The sequence below is a fragment of the Pseudomonas sp. 1912-s genome, from assembly GCF_029269205.1.
Lineage (GTDB): Bacteria > Pseudomonadota > Gammaproteobacteria > Pseudomonadales > Pseudomonadaceae > Aquipseudomonas.
In genome coordinates this window covers 215,970-230,875 of sequence record NZ_JARIXR010000005.1, presented here as the reverse complement: position 1 = coordinate 230,875, position 14,906 = coordinate 215,970, and the positions used below count along the sequence as shown (strand labels likewise).

At 62.2% G+C, this 14,906-nt stretch carries 14 protein-coding genes; 10 read left to right on the top strand and 4 right to left on the bottom strand.

What is annotated here, in order from left to right; genetic code table 11:
- Nucleotides 1-35: 35 nt before the first annotated feature.
- Nucleotides 36-1,541 carry an FAD-dependent oxidoreductase gene (locus P3C29_RS09055; protein ID WP_275964342.1) on the top strand — a complete coding sequence of 502 codons (1,506 nt, stop codon included), beginning with the start codon at nucleotides 36-38 and terminating at the stop codon, nucleotides 1,539-1,541.
- Between the two features lie 8 nt (nucleotides 1,542-1,549).
- On the opposite strand, the gene P3C29_RS09050 is transcribed toward P3C29_RS09055, so the two are convergent.
- The gene (locus P3C29_RS09050; RefSeq protein ID WP_010173018.1) at nucleotides 1,550-3,196 is read right to left on the bottom strand and encodes a SulP family inorganic anion transporter; all 1,647 of its coding nucleotides are present in this window, start codon (nucleotides 3,194-3,196) and stop codon (nucleotides 1,550-1,552) included.
- 80 nt (nucleotides 3,197-3,276) lie between these two features.
- Nucleotides 3,277-4,554: a serine/threonine transporter gene (locus P3C29_RS09045; protein WP_169388124.1), complete on the bottom strand. Its 1,278-nt coding sequence runs from the start codon at nucleotides 4,552-4,554 to the stop codon at nucleotides 3,277-3,279.
- Nucleotides 4,555-4,806: 252 nt separating this feature from the next.
- On the opposite strand from P3C29_RS09045, the gene P3C29_RS09040 reads away from it, so the two are divergent.
- The 7 genes from P3C29_RS09040 (at nucleotide 4,807) to P3C29_RS09010 (ending at nucleotide 11,611) form a co-directional block, all read left to right on the top strand.
- A complete protein-coding gene (locus P3C29_RS09040; RefSeq protein WP_169388123.1) occupies nucleotides 4,807-5,190 on the top strand; it encodes a tautomerase family protein in 384 nt (127 codons plus the stop codon).
- Between the two features lie 52 nt (nucleotides 5,191-5,242).
- Entirely contained in the window at nucleotides 5,243-5,839 is a 597-nt protein-coding gene (locus P3C29_RS09035) for a TetR/AcrR family transcriptional regulator (RefSeq protein WP_275964341.1), read from the top strand.
- Nucleotides 5,840-6,059: 220 nt separating this feature from the next.
- Nucleotides 6,060-6,596 (top strand): cysteine hydrolase family protein, encoded by a 537-nt coding sequence (locus P3C29_RS09030; RefSeq protein WP_275964340.1) that lies wholly within the window; start codon nucleotides 6,060-6,062, stop codon nucleotides 6,594-6,596.
- A gap of 132 nt (nucleotides 6,597-6,728) precedes the next feature.
- Nucleotides 6,729-7,679, top strand: a complete 951-nt coding sequence (locus tag P3C29_RS09025; protein ID WP_201123532.1) for a 2-hydroxyacid dehydrogenase — start codon at nucleotides 6,729-6,731, stop codon at nucleotides 7,677-7,679.
- A 90-nt stretch (nucleotides 7,680-7,769) separates the two neighbouring features.
- Nucleotides 7,770-9,626, top strand: a complete 1,857-nt coding sequence (locus P3C29_RS09020) for a pilus assembly protein TadG-related protein (protein ID WP_275964339.1) — start codon at nucleotides 7,770-7,772, stop codon at nucleotides 9,624-9,626.
- 130 nt (nucleotides 9,627-9,756) lie between these two features.
- Nucleotides 9,757-10,824 carry a phosphotransferase family protein gene (locus P3C29_RS09015; protein WP_275964338.1) on the top strand — a complete coding sequence of 356 codons (1,068 nt, stop codon included), beginning with the start codon at nucleotides 9,757-9,759 and terminating at the stop codon, nucleotides 10,822-10,824.
- 19 nt (nucleotides 10,825-10,843) lie between these two features.
- Nucleotides 10,844-11,611 carry an SDR family oxidoreductase gene (locus P3C29_RS09010; protein WP_010173034.1) on the top strand — a complete coding sequence of 256 codons (768 nt, stop codon included), beginning with the start codon at nucleotides 10,844-10,846 and terminating at the stop codon, nucleotides 11,609-11,611.
- Here P3C29_RS09010 and P3C29_RS09005 read toward each other — a convergent pair whose 3' ends face one another.
- The gene (locus tag P3C29_RS09005) at nucleotides 11,612-12,055 is read right to left on the bottom strand and encodes a carboxymuconolactone decarboxylase family protein (protein ID WP_275964337.1); all 444 of its coding nucleotides are present in this window, start codon (nucleotides 12,053-12,055) and stop codon (nucleotides 11,612-11,614) included. It abuts the gene before it with no gap.
- A 162-nt stretch (nucleotides 12,056-12,217) separates the two neighbouring features.
- On the opposite strand from P3C29_RS09005, the gene P3C29_RS09000 reads away from it, so the two are divergent.
- Both P3C29_RS09000 and P3C29_RS08995 read left to right on the top strand, forming a co-directional pair.
- Nucleotides 12,218-13,651 (top strand): PLP-dependent aminotransferase family protein, encoded by a 1,434-nt coding sequence (locus P3C29_RS09000; protein WP_275964336.1) that lies wholly within the window; start codon nucleotides 12,218-12,220, stop codon nucleotides 13,649-13,651.
- A gap of 84 nt (nucleotides 13,652-13,735) precedes the next feature.
- The gene (locus P3C29_RS08995) at nucleotides 13,736-14,137 is read left to right on the top strand and encodes a cupin domain-containing protein (RefSeq protein WP_275964335.1); all 402 of its coding nucleotides are present in this window, start codon (nucleotides 13,736-13,738) and stop codon (nucleotides 14,135-14,137) included.
- A 73-nt stretch (nucleotides 14,138-14,210) separates the two neighbouring features.
- On the opposite strand, the gene P3C29_RS08990 is transcribed toward P3C29_RS08995, so the two are convergent.
- On the bottom strand, nucleotides 14,211-14,840 hold the full coding sequence (locus P3C29_RS08990; RefSeq protein WP_275964334.1) for a DNA-3-methyladenine glycosylase I: 630 nt from the start codon (nucleotides 14,838-14,840) through the stop codon (nucleotides 14,211-14,213).
- Between the last annotated feature and the right edge of the window lie 66 nt (nucleotides 14,841-14,906).

The following is a 14,906-nucleotide window of genomic DNA, read 5'->3' as shown; positions in this document are numbered from 1 at the left end:
AATATATGTGCATATTACATATAAAGGCGATCCAGATGAAACAGCAATGCGCAGTCGACGTTCTGATTTGTGGTGCGGGTGCAGCCGGTTTGACCCTGGCAATCGAGCTGGCGCGACGGGGGGTGTCCTTCCGGCTGATCGAGAAAGCGCCCTCGCCGTTCCATGGCTCACGGGGCAAGGGCATTCAACCCCGGACCCAGGAAATCTTCGAAGACCTCGGCATTCTCGACCGCATCATCGCCGCGGGCGACGTCTACCCGCCCGAGCGGCGATACAACGCAGACGGCAGCCATACAGACGCCAAGGTGGTCGAGCAGTCCGAGCCGACGCCAGCGGAGCCCTATCAGCAGCCCTTGATGCTGGCGCAGTTCCTGACCGAAGGGCTGATGCGCGACCGCCTGCTGGAACTGGGGCACCGCCCGGAGTTTGGCTGCGAGCTGGTGGGCTTCGAGCAGGACAGCCAGGGCGTGACCGCACATCTGGCCGGCCATGACGGCGGACACACCCTTCACACGCGTTGGCTCGTTGGCGCAGACGGCGGCCGCAGTGTGGTACGGCGCACGCTGGATATCGGGTTTCCCGGGCAAACCCTCGGCGTTCGCGCCATCGTGGCCGACGTTGTAATGACCGGCCTGTCACGGGACTACTGGCACCGGTTCAGCAATGAGTGCATGACAACGCAGATCGCTATCTGCCCATTGGCGGGGACCGAGCTGTTTCAGATACAGGCGCCGATTCCACTGGACGCAGAAGTTGACCTCAGTGCCGAAGGGCTCATGACCATGGTGGCGCAGCGCACAGGTCGGCAGGACATTCACATCCAGTCCGTCTCCTGGGCGTCGGCCTACACGATGAATGCGCGGCTCGCCGACCGCTATCGCGTCGGGCAGGTGTTTCTCATCGGGGACGCCGCGCACATTCACCCGCCAACCGGGGGCCAGGGCCTCAATACCAGCGTGCAGGATGCCTACAACCTGGGCTGGAAGCTGGCAGCGGTCATTGCCGGTGCGCCCGACGCATTGCTCGACACCTATGAGGAAGAGCGACGCCCGGTGGCTGCGTCGATGCTCGGCCTGTCGACCAAGCTGCTGGACGGGATGAAAAACGGCGACATGCGTCGTGGCCGCGAGGTGCACCAACTCGATATCGGGTATCCCCACTCCAGCCTTGCGCTGCAACCGGCTGAACGTGACGGCCGCTTGCTCGCCGGCGACCGGGCACCCGATGCAACGGTCCGGGACGCCGCTGGTCATTCGTCCCGGCTATTCAACCTGTTCCAAGGCACGCATTGGACGTTGCTGGGCTACGAGGTGAAGCGCGGGTCGTTGAAGCCTGGTCCTGGCCTGCATATCCATCGCTTCGGGCCAGGCGCCGACCTGGCGGATGATCAACGACAGTTCAATGACGCTTACAACCTCGACCATGGCGAATGGGTGCTGGTGCGCCCGGATGGCTATGTCGGTGCGATCGTCACGGACGACGACCTTGAGGCACTGCACGGCTACCTCGCCCAAGTGGGGATCAGCGCCGAGACGTTTTAGTTTCGAACTCAAGCAGTTGGCTGCAAGGCCAACTGCACCGCGCCATCCACACTCAACCCGCTGATCAGCACCTGAGGCGCGCACGCTTCAGGCAACGTCTGCAACACTTCCTGCGCCTCATGCCTTACGCGGGCCAGCACCAGGCACTTGCCCTCGCCTTGCACCTGCACGAAAAACGCCTGCAGCGCCTCGATACTGGTGCCGTCCAGGTCCGGCGACTCTTCCAGGCTCAGCACCACGGTATGAACCGGCGACGACACCCGCCGCATCAGATGCAACACGGCGCCCAGCACGCGCTCGGCATTCGCGAAAAACAGCGCTTCGCTGGGCCTTACGATCAGCACGCCCGAAATCCGTTCGGCGCCGGGATGATGTTGCAGGTCGACAAAATCATGCCCGCCATCGATGCGCCCCAGCTCACGGACATCCGCCGACGACATCTGGCGCAGCATCAACACCACGCTGATCCCGACCGCCACCAACAGGCCGTCCAGCACGCCAAGCACCAATACCGCGGCCACCGCGCAGATCACCAGCAATCGGTCGCGGCGCCACGAAAAATAGCGGCCCAGGGGTTGCAGGCTCAAGCCACGGCCCAAGGCATAGATGACGATGGCCGCGAGTACCGGCTCCGGCGTCAATGCCACCAGCGGCAGCACCGTCAGCACAATAGCCAACACCACCAGCGCCGCCACCGCTCCCGCCAGCCGGGAGTTGGCGCCTGCCGCTTCATTGGCCGATGTCGCCGAATAACCGGCTCCGGTGGGCATGCCCTGAAACAACCCGGACAGCAGGTTAGCCGCCCCCAGCGCCAGCAAGTCGCGGTTGGACGACACCCGGTCGCCATGCTTGAGGGCGAACGAGCTGATGGAGCCGTAGGACTCGGCGTAGAGAATCATCACCATGGCAAACGCCAGCTCGCCCAGGCGCAGCCAGTCGGCAAACGGCAACACCGGCAGGCTTGCCAGTTCCAGACGCAGGTCGATCACGCCGATCAACGCCACGCCATGGGCTTGCAAGTCCAGCCACTGGCCGGCGGCAATCCCGAGGACTACCACCAGCAACCCGCCCGGCAAACGCCGGACACGCGCGCACAGCCACAGCAGCAGCAAGGCGACACCCGCCACGGCAGCCGCTGCCCAGTTCCAGTGAGGCAGTTGTTCCAGTAGCTGGGGCAGGAAGCGAATCAGGTTGTTGTCGGTCAGGTGTACACCGACCACGCTGGCCAATTGCTTGAGGATGATCGTCAGCGCCAGGCCGAAGGCAAAGCCACGCAGCACCGGCTTGGCGATAAACGAGGTCAGGCCGCCCAGCTTGAGCAACCCGGCCAGCAGGAAAAAGGCTCCGGTCACCAGCACCAGGCCCATCGCCAGGCTTAGCCGCAGCGTCGGATCATCCCCGGCCAACGTCGCGGTGGCCGCCGCCAGAACAGCTGCCGAAGACGATGTGGCAGAGACAATCGCAAAACGGCTGGTGCCAAACAGGCCGTAGCACAGCAACCCGGCAAACAAGGCGATCACGCCCGCCTGGGGCGGCAACGCAGCGATGCTGGAATAGGCCACGGCCTCGGGCAGCAGCAGGCCGGCGATGGACAGGCCGGCCAGCAAGTCTTGTGCTCGGTTCGGCGCGGTGTTGCTCTCAGGCGTGGTGATCAATCCTTAATTCCCTGGCAAAAAAAACGGCCAATCCGCAGTCTGCGAATTGGCCGTGATCATTGCATTGAAACGGGGTGCTGTCAGGACACCAACGAGTAAATCAGCGCGGTAATCGCCACCAGGCCCACCGCCGTCACAAACACGTTGGACGCCTGGCCACGGTATTTGGCCATGGCCGGTACCTTGCGGATCGCATACATCGGCATCAGGAACAGGATCGACGCAATGATCGGCCCGCCCAGGGTCTCGATCATGCCGAGGATGCTCGGGTTCAGGGTAGCGACGATCCAGCACACCACCAGCATGAACGCGGCGGTCATGCGGTCCAGGGTCTTGGCCGCCGGGCGACGGCCACTTTTGAGCACCAGGCCCTTGAGGCCTTCACTGGCGCCGATGTAATGGCCCAGGAACGACTTGGCAATCGCGACAAAGGCGATCAGCGGCGCGGCGAACGCGATGGTCGGGTTGCTGAAGTGGTTGGCCAGGTACGACAGGATCGACAGGTTCTGCGCCTTGGCTTCGGCCAATTGTGCGGGCGACAGGGTCAACACGCAGCTGAACACGAAGAACAGCACCATCACCACCATCAGGATGTGCGCCCGGGACAGGATCTGCGAGCTGCGCTCCTCGGCGTGTTCGCCGTACTGGCGCTTCTGGTCCACCGCAAAGGCCGAGATGATCGGCGAGTGGTTGAACGAGAACACCATCACCGGAATCGCCAGCCACAGGGTGTGCAGCAGTGCCGAAGGCGCCGGCACGGTACTGGCGGTGCTGAGGATGCCACCGTTCCAGTGCGGCACCAGGTACACGGCGAGGAACAGCAAGGCAACGATAAACGGATACACCATCAGGCTCATGGCCTTGACGATCACCTGCTCGCCGCAACGCACCACGGCCAGCAGGCCGAGGATCAGCACCAGCGACAGGATCGCCCGGGGCGGCGGCGCAATGTGCAGTTGATGCTCCATGAAGCTGCCGACGGTGTTGGTCAGCGCCACGCTGTAGATCAGCAGGATCGGGAAGATCGCGAAGAAGTACAGCAAGGTGATCGCGGCACCGGCCTTGAGGCCGAAATGTTCCTCGACCACGTCGGTGATGTCCGAACCTTCACGGCCCGAGAGTACAAAGCGGGTCAGGCCACGGTGAGCGAAAAACGTCATCGGGAACGCCAGCACCGCCAGGATCAGCAGCGGCCAGAAACCGCCAAGGCCCGCGTTGATAGGCAGGAACAAGGTGCCGGCGCCGATGGCCGTACCGAACAGGCCGAGCATCCAGGTGGTGTCCTGGCGGCTCCAGCTTGTGAGGGTTGCAGGTGTCGTTGCGTAGCGTTCGTCGACGCTATTGGCCTGATCATTCATCCGTTCGGATCTCCGCATTCACTCGGTCGGGACGAGTCAGAAAAACCTGACAGGCAGCGCCCAGACCGAAACAGGGGCGCGATTGTCCGGGATTCGCTTGAATAAGCAAAGACTTAGCTGAGGAATGGTTGTGCGGTGCAGAGGGTTGAAGGTGATTTTTACGCCTTGATTTTTACATTTCATAAGAAATCTATTTTATAAATGCCTGACGTCATGTATTTTTAAGCCACGCCTCTCACTGGAATCACTGCCATGCCAATCGTGCGCATCGACCTGCGGAAAAACCCCGACGTCACCTACGCCAAACGCGTCGGTGTGCTGATCTACAACGCCATGCACACGGCGATCGGCGTGCCTGAACACGATAACTTCCAGATCCTCACCGAGCACGATGAACACCACTTCATCTATGACCCTGAGTACCTGGGCATCCAGCGCACCGACAACCTGGTGATCATCCAGATCACCCTGAACGAAGGCCGCAGCACCGAGCAGAAAAAACTGCTGTACAAGACCATCGCCGACAGTCTGAACCGTGAACTGGCGGTACGCCTGGAAGACGTATTTATCAGCCTGGTGGAGGTCAAGAAGGAAAACTGGTCGTTCGGCAACGGGATTGCGCAGTACGCCAGCTAAACGTTTTATGATGCCGCCCATTCCTGCCACAACCTGATCCAGAGAGCCTCCGATGCCACGCGTGTCCCGCAAACAAGCCGAACTCAATCGCGAAATCATCGTCGAGGCTGCCACGCGGCTGTTTCGTGAACGGGGCATCCATGGCATCAGCGTATCGGACGTGATGGCAGCGGCCGGCCTGACCCATGGCGGTTTCTACGGGCACTTCGAGTCCCGCGAGGCGCTGGCCACGGAAGCCTGCAGCCGGGCGTTCGAACAATCGAGCCTGCGCTGGCAGGCCAGGGTCGAGCAAAGCCCTGACCCCGAGACTGCGCGCCTGGCGCTGATCGATCCGTATCTCACGACTACCAACCGTGACAACCCCGGGTCCAGTTGCCCGGTGGCAGCGTTTGCCGGGGAAATGTGCCACGAGGCGCCCGACAGCGCGCTGCAGCGCAGCTTTATCCAGGGCTTTGAAGCGTCCATGGGGATCCTGGCCGCGACCCAGGCGACCGGAACACCCGAAGGTGACCGGCAGGCTGCCATTGCCCAGTACACGATGATGGTCGGCGCCCTGACCCTGGCCCGTGCGACCAAAGGCAACAGCCTGTCTGATGAATTCCTGGATGCTGCAAGAAATCTCCTGGTCCCGGAAAAAAACCTCGGCTGACGCGTTGACAGCCAAACGCCAACGCCAGCATGATCGGCCCATGAACCTTATTCAGCAGGCCCTCACCCGCACCACCACCACCACGACCGCTTATGGCGGGTCGTGTGGTAGCTGTGAGTGGCGCGCAAACTAAGCCACCCGGATTTACCCAAGGCCCCGCCAGCAATGGACGGGGCCTTTTTATTGCTCCGCCCGTCTGGCAACTACAAGGAGCAACACCATGCCTGAAGCCAAGCGCCCCGCCCTGCTGGTCATCGACATGCAGACAGGTCTGTACGATGGCCCGGAAAAACCCTACGAGCGCCAACGCGTACTCGACACCATCAACTCATTGATTCAGCGAGCCCGCCTCGGCGGTGTACCGATTTTCGCCGCGCGTCACACCGGCCCGGCGGGTTCACCCATCGAGTCGGGCAGCCCCTTCTGGCAGCTATGGCCGGCACTGGAGGTCGATGAAGCCCGCGACACGGTGTTCGATAAATCCAGGCCCAGTTGTTTCCTCGACACCGGGTTGGCGCAACAACTGGCGGCGGCACAGGTGAATGAGCTGGTGATCGTCGGGATGAAAACCCAGTACTGCATCGACACAACATGCCGGGTTGCCGTCGAACTGGGGTTCTCGGTGGTACTGCCGGAGGATGGCCACACGTGCATGGACACGCCGGCGTTACCGGCCGAGGCGATTATTGAGCATCACAACGCCACGTTGGCCGGGGCGTTTGTGAAGCGTGTGAAGGCGGCAGATATCTGCTTCTAACGTCCCCTCTGTAGCGCCCCGCCGGAGCACTAATCCCCGGCGGGCGTCGGATTTTTCTTCACCTGACGCAGGATTCATACCGGCAAAATGTCGCATACTGAATCCCTCAAACCCTTCAGGAAGAGCCCTCGCATGCCCGTTACCGTTCTGGTCCTGGTTGAAACCATCAACGACTACCTGCCGATCATCGAAGGCAACGGCTTTCACGTGATCCTCGCGCCAACTCCGGCCGAACGCGCCAAGGCGATCAAGACCCACGGCGGGCAGATCCAGGCCGTGCTGACCCGTGGCCCATTGGGCCTGTACGCCGAGGAAATCGCCGCGCTGCCGGTGCTGGAGATCATCTGTGTGATCGGCGCCGGTTATGAACACGTAGACCTGCAAGCCGCCAGCAACCGAGGCATTGTGGTCACCAATGGCGCCGGCGTGAATGCGCCGTCGGTGGCCGACCATGCCATGGCCCTGTTGCTCTCGCTGGTGCGTGACATTCCCCGGGCAGACGCGGCGATACGGCGCAGCGAATGGCCCAAGGTGATGCGCCCTTCCCTGGCCGGCAAACAGTTGGGCATTCTCGGGCTGGGCGCCGTGGGCCTGGAGATCGCCAAACGTGCGGCCCTGGGGTTTGGCATGGAGGTGAGTTATCACAACCGCCAGCCCCGCGATGATGTGGACTACACCTACTGCGCCACCGCCGTAGAACTGGCGCGGGCCTCGGACTTTCTGATCCTGGCCACGCCGGGCGGCGCCAGCACGCGCCATTTGATCGACCGCCAGGCCCTCGACGCGCTGGGGCCCAACGGCTTCCTGGTGAACATTGGCCGCGGCAGCGTGGTGGTTACCGCCGACTTGATTACCGCGTTGGAGCAACGCCGTATCGGCGGCGCGGCACTGGATGTGTTCGACGATGAACCCAAAGTACCGGACGCCCTCAAGCACCTTAGCAATACCGTGCTCACGCCCCATGTCGCCGGCCTGTCACCGGAGGCGGCCCATGACACTGTGCAGCGCGTAGCGGACAACCTGCTGGAATACTTTGCTGGCCGCCCCGTGCTGACGCCCGTGATATTGCCGCCGAAAAAATAATGGCCATTAGCCAGCAATTTTCCGAATCCTGACTACACTGCCTGCGGGGATGCTCAGGACGCCGGTACTGGACCGGCGAAGGAACGCAGGATGGTTTGCCATGGACCCGGCCCGGCGCGCCAACGCGGCGCGATAGGACTGATGGGCGCGATGACCCTCGGGATCGCGCTGTTATTCTTGTTGCTGGTGGTCGACAGCGGCCGGCTGTACCTGGAAAAGCGCAAGTTGCAACGCGTGGCCGACACCGCGGCGCTCGAGGTGGTGACTCGCGGCGGCGCTTGCATCACCCCGAATACCAAAGCCGCACAATTCGCCATACAAAGCGCGGCCCGCAATGACTTCCCGATCGACAACAACCGTTCCCTCAGCACCGTCTGTGGCACCCTGGTGACCGGGGCTGACTTCATGCGTGCCTTCAGCCCCAACCCCTCCAAGGCCGATGCGATCCAGGTGATCGCCACCCATCGTGTGGCCACCAGTATCGCCAACGGCCTCTTCATGTTGTTCTCCCCGGGGGCGTTCGACCCGACGATCCAGTTGCGCGCCGTGGCCGTGGCCGCAGTACCCGCGCCACCGGTGGCCGTGCTGACCATCCGCAGCACGCTATTGACCGTGGACAGCACCAAGTCCGCAGCGCTCAACGCCTTGATCGGTGGGCTGCTGGGGGGCAAGTTGCAGCTCGATGCATTGGGCTGGGAGGGTTTGATCAAGGCCAATATCAACCTGCTCGGTTACCTGGACGCCCTGGCGATTCGGCTTAACGTCAGCGCGGGCAACTACGACGAACTGCTCAAGACCGACGCCAGCGTCGGCGACCTGATTCAAGCTGCGATTGATGTGCTCAAGCTGGGGGGCGATGCGGTCAAGGTGGTGATCAATAACCTGGAAGCGATCAAGCTGATTGCCCCCGGCACGAAGATCCTGCACCTGGGCGACCTGCTGACCATCCAGAACGGCACCGACAAGAGCGCCCTGGACGTCAACCTGCAACTGTTCAATCTGATCCAGGGGTTTGTGCAACTGTCGAACAAGTACAACGCCGTGGCGGTGGAGCTGCCGGTGGATGTGCTGGGACTGCTGAACATCACGGTCAAGACCAAGGTGATTGAACCGGCGCAGGTCTCCGCCATTGGCAACCCGAAGCTGATCGCCACCCAGCCGATTTACGTCAGGACCGCGCAAGTCAGGACGTTGATCTCGGTGAACTTGCCCGTGGTCGGCGTGCTGAACGATGTGGTAGGCGGGGTGACAGGCCTGCTGGGGCTGTTATTGGGCAGCTCCCTGGACGCAAAAATCGGTACCAAGCTCGACGTGGCCCTGGAAGCAGCCAGCGGCAGCAGCGAGGTGACTGGCTATCGCTGCAATGGGCCTGCGGACAAATCGTTGTCGGTGGTGGGCACTACGTCTGCCGTTCGTTTGATGGTCGGCCAGATCGACCCGAAAAACCTGTTCTCCTCCAGCGTCCCGCTAAGCGTCGACGAGTTTCCATTGCTCGACCTGGGCATACAAACCTGCAGCAAGGGCGTCTGCGACCCTCGGCAACCCTATGCCGTCGGCGGCATCAGCCTGAGAGTCGACAGCAGCGTGGCCAAGACCACCCGCAACCACACCTACGCGTCGCCACCCGAAGTGAAGCAGCCCCCCACCTACTTCAGTTTCAGTTCCAGCAACGTGGTCGGCAGCTTGAGCAACACCCTCAGTGGCATCCAGCTGATCAACCATCCACCCACGCAGGGCGGGCTTTTGGGGTTGGTACTGAACCTGGTGGTCGGCCTGGTGACGGGCGTACTCAATCTCCTCACCGGCATTATCTCCGGCGTGCTCAGCCCACTCCTCGACCCGCTGGTCAACAACCTACTCGCCGGCCTGGGCATCGACCTGGCAAAAGTCGAGATCGGTGCCAACCTGTCCTGCAACCCCAGCGGGCGTGCAATTCTGGTGATCTGAGCACATCAAGCCCGCTGATCATCGGCCAACACGCTAACCTATTAAGCCGCCCCAACCTTGTGGCATGGCAGCTGCGCGCATTAGATTAGCCAATAGTCCAAGGCCTTAAGAATAAGCAGAAGGGATAAGCATGGCGCTTAATGACCAATCGACCCAGATTCGCCCCGGCGAAGAACTTGATGCCAGCCTCATCGATCCCTACCTCAAGGCCCATATTCCGGGCTTGAGCGGCAGCGTCAAGATCAGCCAGTTCCCGGGAGGCGCCTCCAACCTCACGTACCTGCTGGAATACCCCGGCCAGGAATTCGTGCTGCGTCGCCCACCCTTTGGCCACAAGGCCAAGTCCGCCCACGACATGGGCCGCGAATACCGGATTCTCAACCAGCTCAAGGACGGTTTCCCGTACTGCCCCAAGGCCTACGTGCACTGCACCGACGAGTCGGTGATTGGTGCCGAGTTCTACGTGATGGAGCGCGTCAACGGCATCATCCTGCGCTCTGACCTGCCGCCGGAGCTGGGCCTGGATGCGACGAAAACCGAAGCCCTGTGCAAAAGCTTTATCGACAAGTTCGTCGAGCTGCACCAGGTGGACTACACCGCCTGCGGCCTGGCCGACCTGGGCAAGCCTGAAGGCTACGTGGAGCGGCAGATTCGCGGCTGGAGCGACCGATACGAAAAAGCCCTTACCCCCGACGCGCCAAGCTGGGAAGCGGTACGTGCCTGGCTCAACGACAAGATGCCGGCCGACCACCCCACGTCGAGCATCGTCCACAACGACTACCGCTTCGACAACGTGATCCTCGACCCGCATAACCCGATGCAGATCATCGGTGTGCTGGACTGGGAACTGACCACCCTCGGCGACCCGCTGATGGACCTGGGCAACACCCTCGCCTATTGGATCGAAGCGGCCGACCCGGCGCCGGTACAACTGATGCGTCGCCAGCCGAGCAACGCCCCCGGCATGCTCACCCGCCGCCAGTTCGTCGACTACTACGCCGAGCGCTCCGGGATCCGGATCGACAACTTCGACTTCTACTACACCTACGGCCTGTTCCGCCTGGCCGGCATCGTGCAGCAGATCTACTTCCGCTTCTTCCATGGCCAGACCCAGGACAAACGCTTTGCACAGTTCATTCACATGAACAAGCTGCTGGAGCAGATGAGCCTGAACGTCATCAAACAGTCTTCCCTCTGACCCTCTTCAAGGAAAAACCATGTCCAAGACTCAACTGTTCGACCTCGACGGCAAGATCGCTTTCGTTTCCGGCGCCAGCCGCGGTATCGGTGAGGCCATCGCCAAGTTGCTGGCCCAGCAAGGCGCCCACGTGATCGTGTCGAGCCGCAAGATCGATGGCTGCCAGCACGTGGCCGACGCGATCATCGCCGACGGCGGCAAGGCCACGGCCATTGCGTGCCACATTGGTGAAATGGAGCAGATCACCAGCGTGTTTGCCGCGATCCGCGAACAGTTCGGCCGCCTGGATATCCTGGTCAACAACGCCGCCACCAACCCGCAGTTCTGCAATGTACTGGACACCGACCTCGGCGCGTTCCAGAAGACCGTCGACGTGAACATTCGCGGCTACTTCTTCATGTCGGTGGAAGCCGGCAAGCTGATGCGCGAGAACGGCGGCGGCAGCATCATCAACGTGGCGTCGATCAACGGGATTTCGCCGGGCGTGTTCCAGGGCATCTACTCGGTGACCAAAGCCGCCGTGATCAACATGACCAAGGTCTTCGCCAAGGAATGCGCGCCGTTCGGCATTCGTTGCAACGCGCTGCTGCCGGGCCTGACCGACACCAAGTTCGCCTCGGCGCTGGTGAAAAACGACTCGATCCTGAAAATGGCCCTGGCCCAGATTCCCCTCAAGCGCGTGGCCGATCCGAGCGAAATGGCTGGCGCGGTGCTGTACCTGGCCAGTGACGCATCAAGCTACACCACGGGCATTTCGCTGAACGTGGACGGTGGTTTCCTGTCCTGATCAATCGTTCGGCGGTTGCTGGCGAAACCCTACGGCCAGGCGGTTCCAGGCACTGATACTGGACACCGCCATGGTCAGGTCCACCAGCTCCTGCTCGCTGAATTCCACGCGCATCGCCGCGAATAATTCATCCGGCACACTGGAGGTCGGCAGCGTAGCCACCGACTCGCTCCAGGCCAGGGCAGCCTTCTCCCTCGGGTTAAAAAACGGCGAGTCTCGCCACACGCACAAGGCGAACAGCCGCCGCTCGCTCTCCCCGCGCTGGCGAGCCGCCATCGAGTGCATGTCCGTGCAGAATCCGCATTGATTGAGCTGCGAAACCCGGATCCTGATCAGCTCCAGCAAGGGCTTTTCGATGGACAAGCCAAAGGTCGCCGCTTCCAGCATCAGCATGCCCTTGAGCGCTTGTGGCGAGGCGGTGTAGTAATCCAGGCGAGCTTCCATCGGTAGGGCCCCAGTGGCAAATGCAATGACGGCCCAGCCTAAAGGCCGCGCGGCATAAGGCCTATAGCCAAATGACCGGTTTATGAGGGGACCATTTTGGCGATACCGGGCCGCGACGGTTACGGGTAACCTTGCCAGGGATCGATCGCCTCTGGATGAAACATGGAACTGCACGTCGTCATCAACGGCCGCAAGGATCTGGCCGAACAGCTTTACCAGCAACTGCGCGCGGCCATTGAGTCGGGACAACTGGCGGCCGGCGCGCAGCTGCCACCCAGCCGGCTGTTGGCCGAGCAATTGGGCGTGTCGCGCAAGACGGTGTCCGACACCTACGCCACGCTGACCTACGAAGGCCTGCTGGTGGGCAAGATCGGCCGTGGCACCTTCGTCAACGCCCGAGCGCCGCGCTCCGAGCGTTTGCAAACCGCTACAGACCTGGCCTGCGCCGCCAACCTCGCCAAGTGGCAATCACTGCCCTCCCCCATGCGCCACCCGACCCGGGACGGCACCTTGCGTTGCGAGTTTATCGGGGGCGCCACCACCCGCAGCCAGTTCCCCCAGGAAGAATGGCGCCGCTGCACCCAGGACGCCTTGCGCCGCATCGCCCAGAACAGCGGTTACTACAGCCAGCCTGAGGGTTTGCCGGCCTTGCGCAATGCGATCGCCGGGCATATTGCGTTTTCCCGCGGGGTCAAATGCCGGGATGCCGACATCGTGGTCACAAACGGCGCCCAGCAGGCGCTGGACCTGATCGCCCGCGTGGTACTCGAACCGGGAAGCATCGTAGCCATGGAAGATCCCGGCTACACCCCGGCGCGGCTGATGTTCAACGCCGTGGGCGCCACGGTAGTCGGCGTGCCGGTCGACGAACAGGGCATCCAGGTTGAACGGATTCCCGACGGTACCCGGCTGATCTATGTGACGCCGTCCCACCAGTTTCCCCTCGGCATGCCCATGAGCCTGGCGCGTCGCGAGGCGTTGCTGGCGCGGGCGTTCGAGCTGGGCGCGATCATCATCGAAGACGACTACGACAGCGAATTCCGCTACGAGGGCCGCCCTACCGACTCGCTGCAAAGCATGGACACCCGGGGGGTGGTCACCTACGTCGGGACCTTCTCGAAAACCCTGTTGCCGGAACTGCGCCTGGGCTACGCCGTGCTGCCTCCGGCGATTTTTGGCGCGGTGCTCAAGGCCAAGCAACTCACCGACCAACACAGCTCCACCCTGCCGCAATGGGCACTGGCCAAGTTCATCAGCGAAGGTTATCTGCTCAAGCATATTCGTCGCTGCCATACCGTGTACGCGGGGCGCCGGGAGCGCATTCTCAAGCGCCTGGCCGGTGACCTGTCGCCGTGGTTCGAAGCGGTGCCCACCGTGGCCGGGTTCCATATGGCCGCGCTGTGCAAGGTGCCGGTGAATATCCCGCTGCTGATGGAGTTGGCCCGCAAGGTCGAAGTCGGCCTGTACCCGTTGAGTGTGTTCTTCCATGACGCCCCGGTGCGCGACGGGTTGATCATTGGTTTCGGCGCCATTGAAACCCTGGATATCGACCCGGCGCTGGACAAGGTGCGCGACATCCTGCAAGAGATTGGCTGAGGGATTTTCCGGCGGATTGGTTATTGGTCGCTGCATGGCCTGCGCGTAGGGTGAAGAGGTCTAACACTTCCCGGAAACATCGCCATGAAAGTACTGCTCGGCACCACCCTGCTGCTGGCCTCGTTAAGCGCCTTTGCCCACGACCCGGTGTACAACCAGGAGAAAATCAACGTCTTGCAAGAGCACGCCCTGACCAACGTTCCGGGCAAGAAAACCATCATGCTCACCGTGGACTACGCCCCGGGCCAGGCCACCGTGCCCCATAGCCACACCGGCACGGCCGTGGCCTATGTGCTGGAAGGTGCAATCACCTCGCGGGTCAACGATGAAAAGGCGATCACCTACACGGTCGGCCAGTCGTTCTATGAACCCGCCGGCTCGCGGCACTTTGAATCCAGCAATGCCAGCCAGACCCAACCGGCGAAATTGCTGGTGGTGATGGTGATGGATGACAAGGCCGACGTGCTCACGCCGCTGCCCCACTAACCCGCGCCACCGCGCGCTCCTGTGGGAGCTGGCTTGCCTGCTCCCACAGTTTTAACCGCGCACAGTCAGTGGCTCAGGGTCGTTTGAAGTGGTGGCGCAGGTGTTCGATTCGAGGCCGGCAGACGCACCCTTCAAGGTGGTCGTTGACCATGCCCATCGCCTGCATGAACGCATACATCGTGGTCGGGCCCACGTAGCTCCAGCCGCGTTTCTTCAGGGCCTTGGACAAACGCGTTGACGCGGCTGACGTGGGGTTGGCCGTCCAGTACGCGAGGTCGACCCGCGCCGGACGTTCATCGGCGCCCGGTTCAAATGACCACAGCCACGCCGCCAGCGAGCCGGTTTCATCCACCAGCTCACAAGCGCGCCGGGCGTTGTTGATGGTGGACACAATTTTGGCGCGATTGCGCACGATGCCCGGGTCAGCCATCAGTCGCTCGATGTCCTGCTCGGTGTACTGCGCCACCCGGCGAAAATCAAAGCCCTCGAACGCCCGGCGAAACGCCTCGCGCTTGCGCAGGATGGTGATCCACGCCATGCCCGCCTGAAAGCCTTCCAGGCAAATCTTCTCGTACAGCGCCATGTCGTCGGCCACCGGCACGCCCCACTCGTGGTCGTGGTAATGCGGGTACTCCGGCGCCGCCGTGCGCCACGTGCAGCTCGTGATACCCGCCGCGTCCGTAATCAATCCTGGAATATCCATAACTCACCTTGTGAACCGAGCCCGGGATGATAAGCGAAAAAAATTCCGGGCCGCCAACCGCTCAAG

What these genes read in the sequence shown, in the direction of transcription:
- P3C29_RS09005 (WP_275964337.1), bottom strand. Translation starts at nt 12,055, where the DNA reads ATGGAAGCTCGCCTGGATTACTACACCGCCTCGCCACAAGCGCTCAAG.
- P3C29_RS08990 (WP_275964334.1), bottom strand. Translation starts at nt 14,840, where the DNA reads ATGGATATTCCAGGATTGATTACGGACGCGGCGGGTATCACGAGCTGC.
- P3C29_RS09010 (WP_010173034.1), top strand. Translation starts at nt 10,844, where the DNA reads ATGTCCAAGACTCAACTGTTCGACCTCGACGGCAAGATCGCTTTCGTT.
- P3C29_RS09020 (WP_275964339.1), top strand. Translation starts at nt 7,770, where the DNA reads ATGGTTTGCCATGGACCCGGCCCGGCGCGCCAACGCGGCGCGATAGGA.
- P3C29_RS09035 (WP_275964341.1), top strand. Translation starts at nt 5,243, where the DNA reads ATGCCACGCGTGTCCCGCAAACAAGCCGAACTCAATCGCGAAATCATC.
- P3C29_RS09030 (WP_275964340.1), top strand. Translation starts at nt 6,060, where the DNA reads ATGCCTGAAGCCAAGCGCCCCGCCCTGCTGGTCATCGACATGCAGACA.
- P3C29_RS09000 (WP_275964336.1), top strand. Translation starts at nt 12,218, where the DNA reads ATGGAACTGCACGTCGTCATCAACGGCCGCAAGGATCTGGCCGAACAG.
- P3C29_RS09055 (WP_275964342.1), top strand. Translation starts at nt 36, where the DNA reads ATGAAACAGCAATGCGCAGTCGACGTTCTGATTTGTGGTGCGGGTGCA.
- P3C29_RS09045 (WP_169388124.1), bottom strand. Translation starts at nt 4,554, where the DNA reads ATGAATGATCAGGCCAATAGCGTCGACGAACGCTACGCAACGACACCT.
- P3C29_RS09015 (WP_275964338.1), top strand. Translation starts at nt 9,757, where the DNA reads ATGGCGCTTAATGACCAATCGACCCAGATTCGCCCCGGCGAAGAACTT.
- P3C29_RS09025 (WP_201123532.1), top strand. Translation starts at nt 6,729, where the DNA reads ATGCCCGTTACCGTTCTGGTCCTGGTTGAAACCATCAACGACTACCTG.
- P3C29_RS09040 (WP_169388123.1), top strand. Translation starts at nt 4,807, where the DNA reads ATGCCAATCGTGCGCATCGACCTGCGGAAAAACCCCGACGTCACCTAC.
- P3C29_RS08995 (WP_275964335.1), top strand. Translation starts at nt 13,736, where the DNA reads ATGAAAGTACTGCTCGGCACCACCCTGCTGCTGGCCTCGTTAAGCGCC.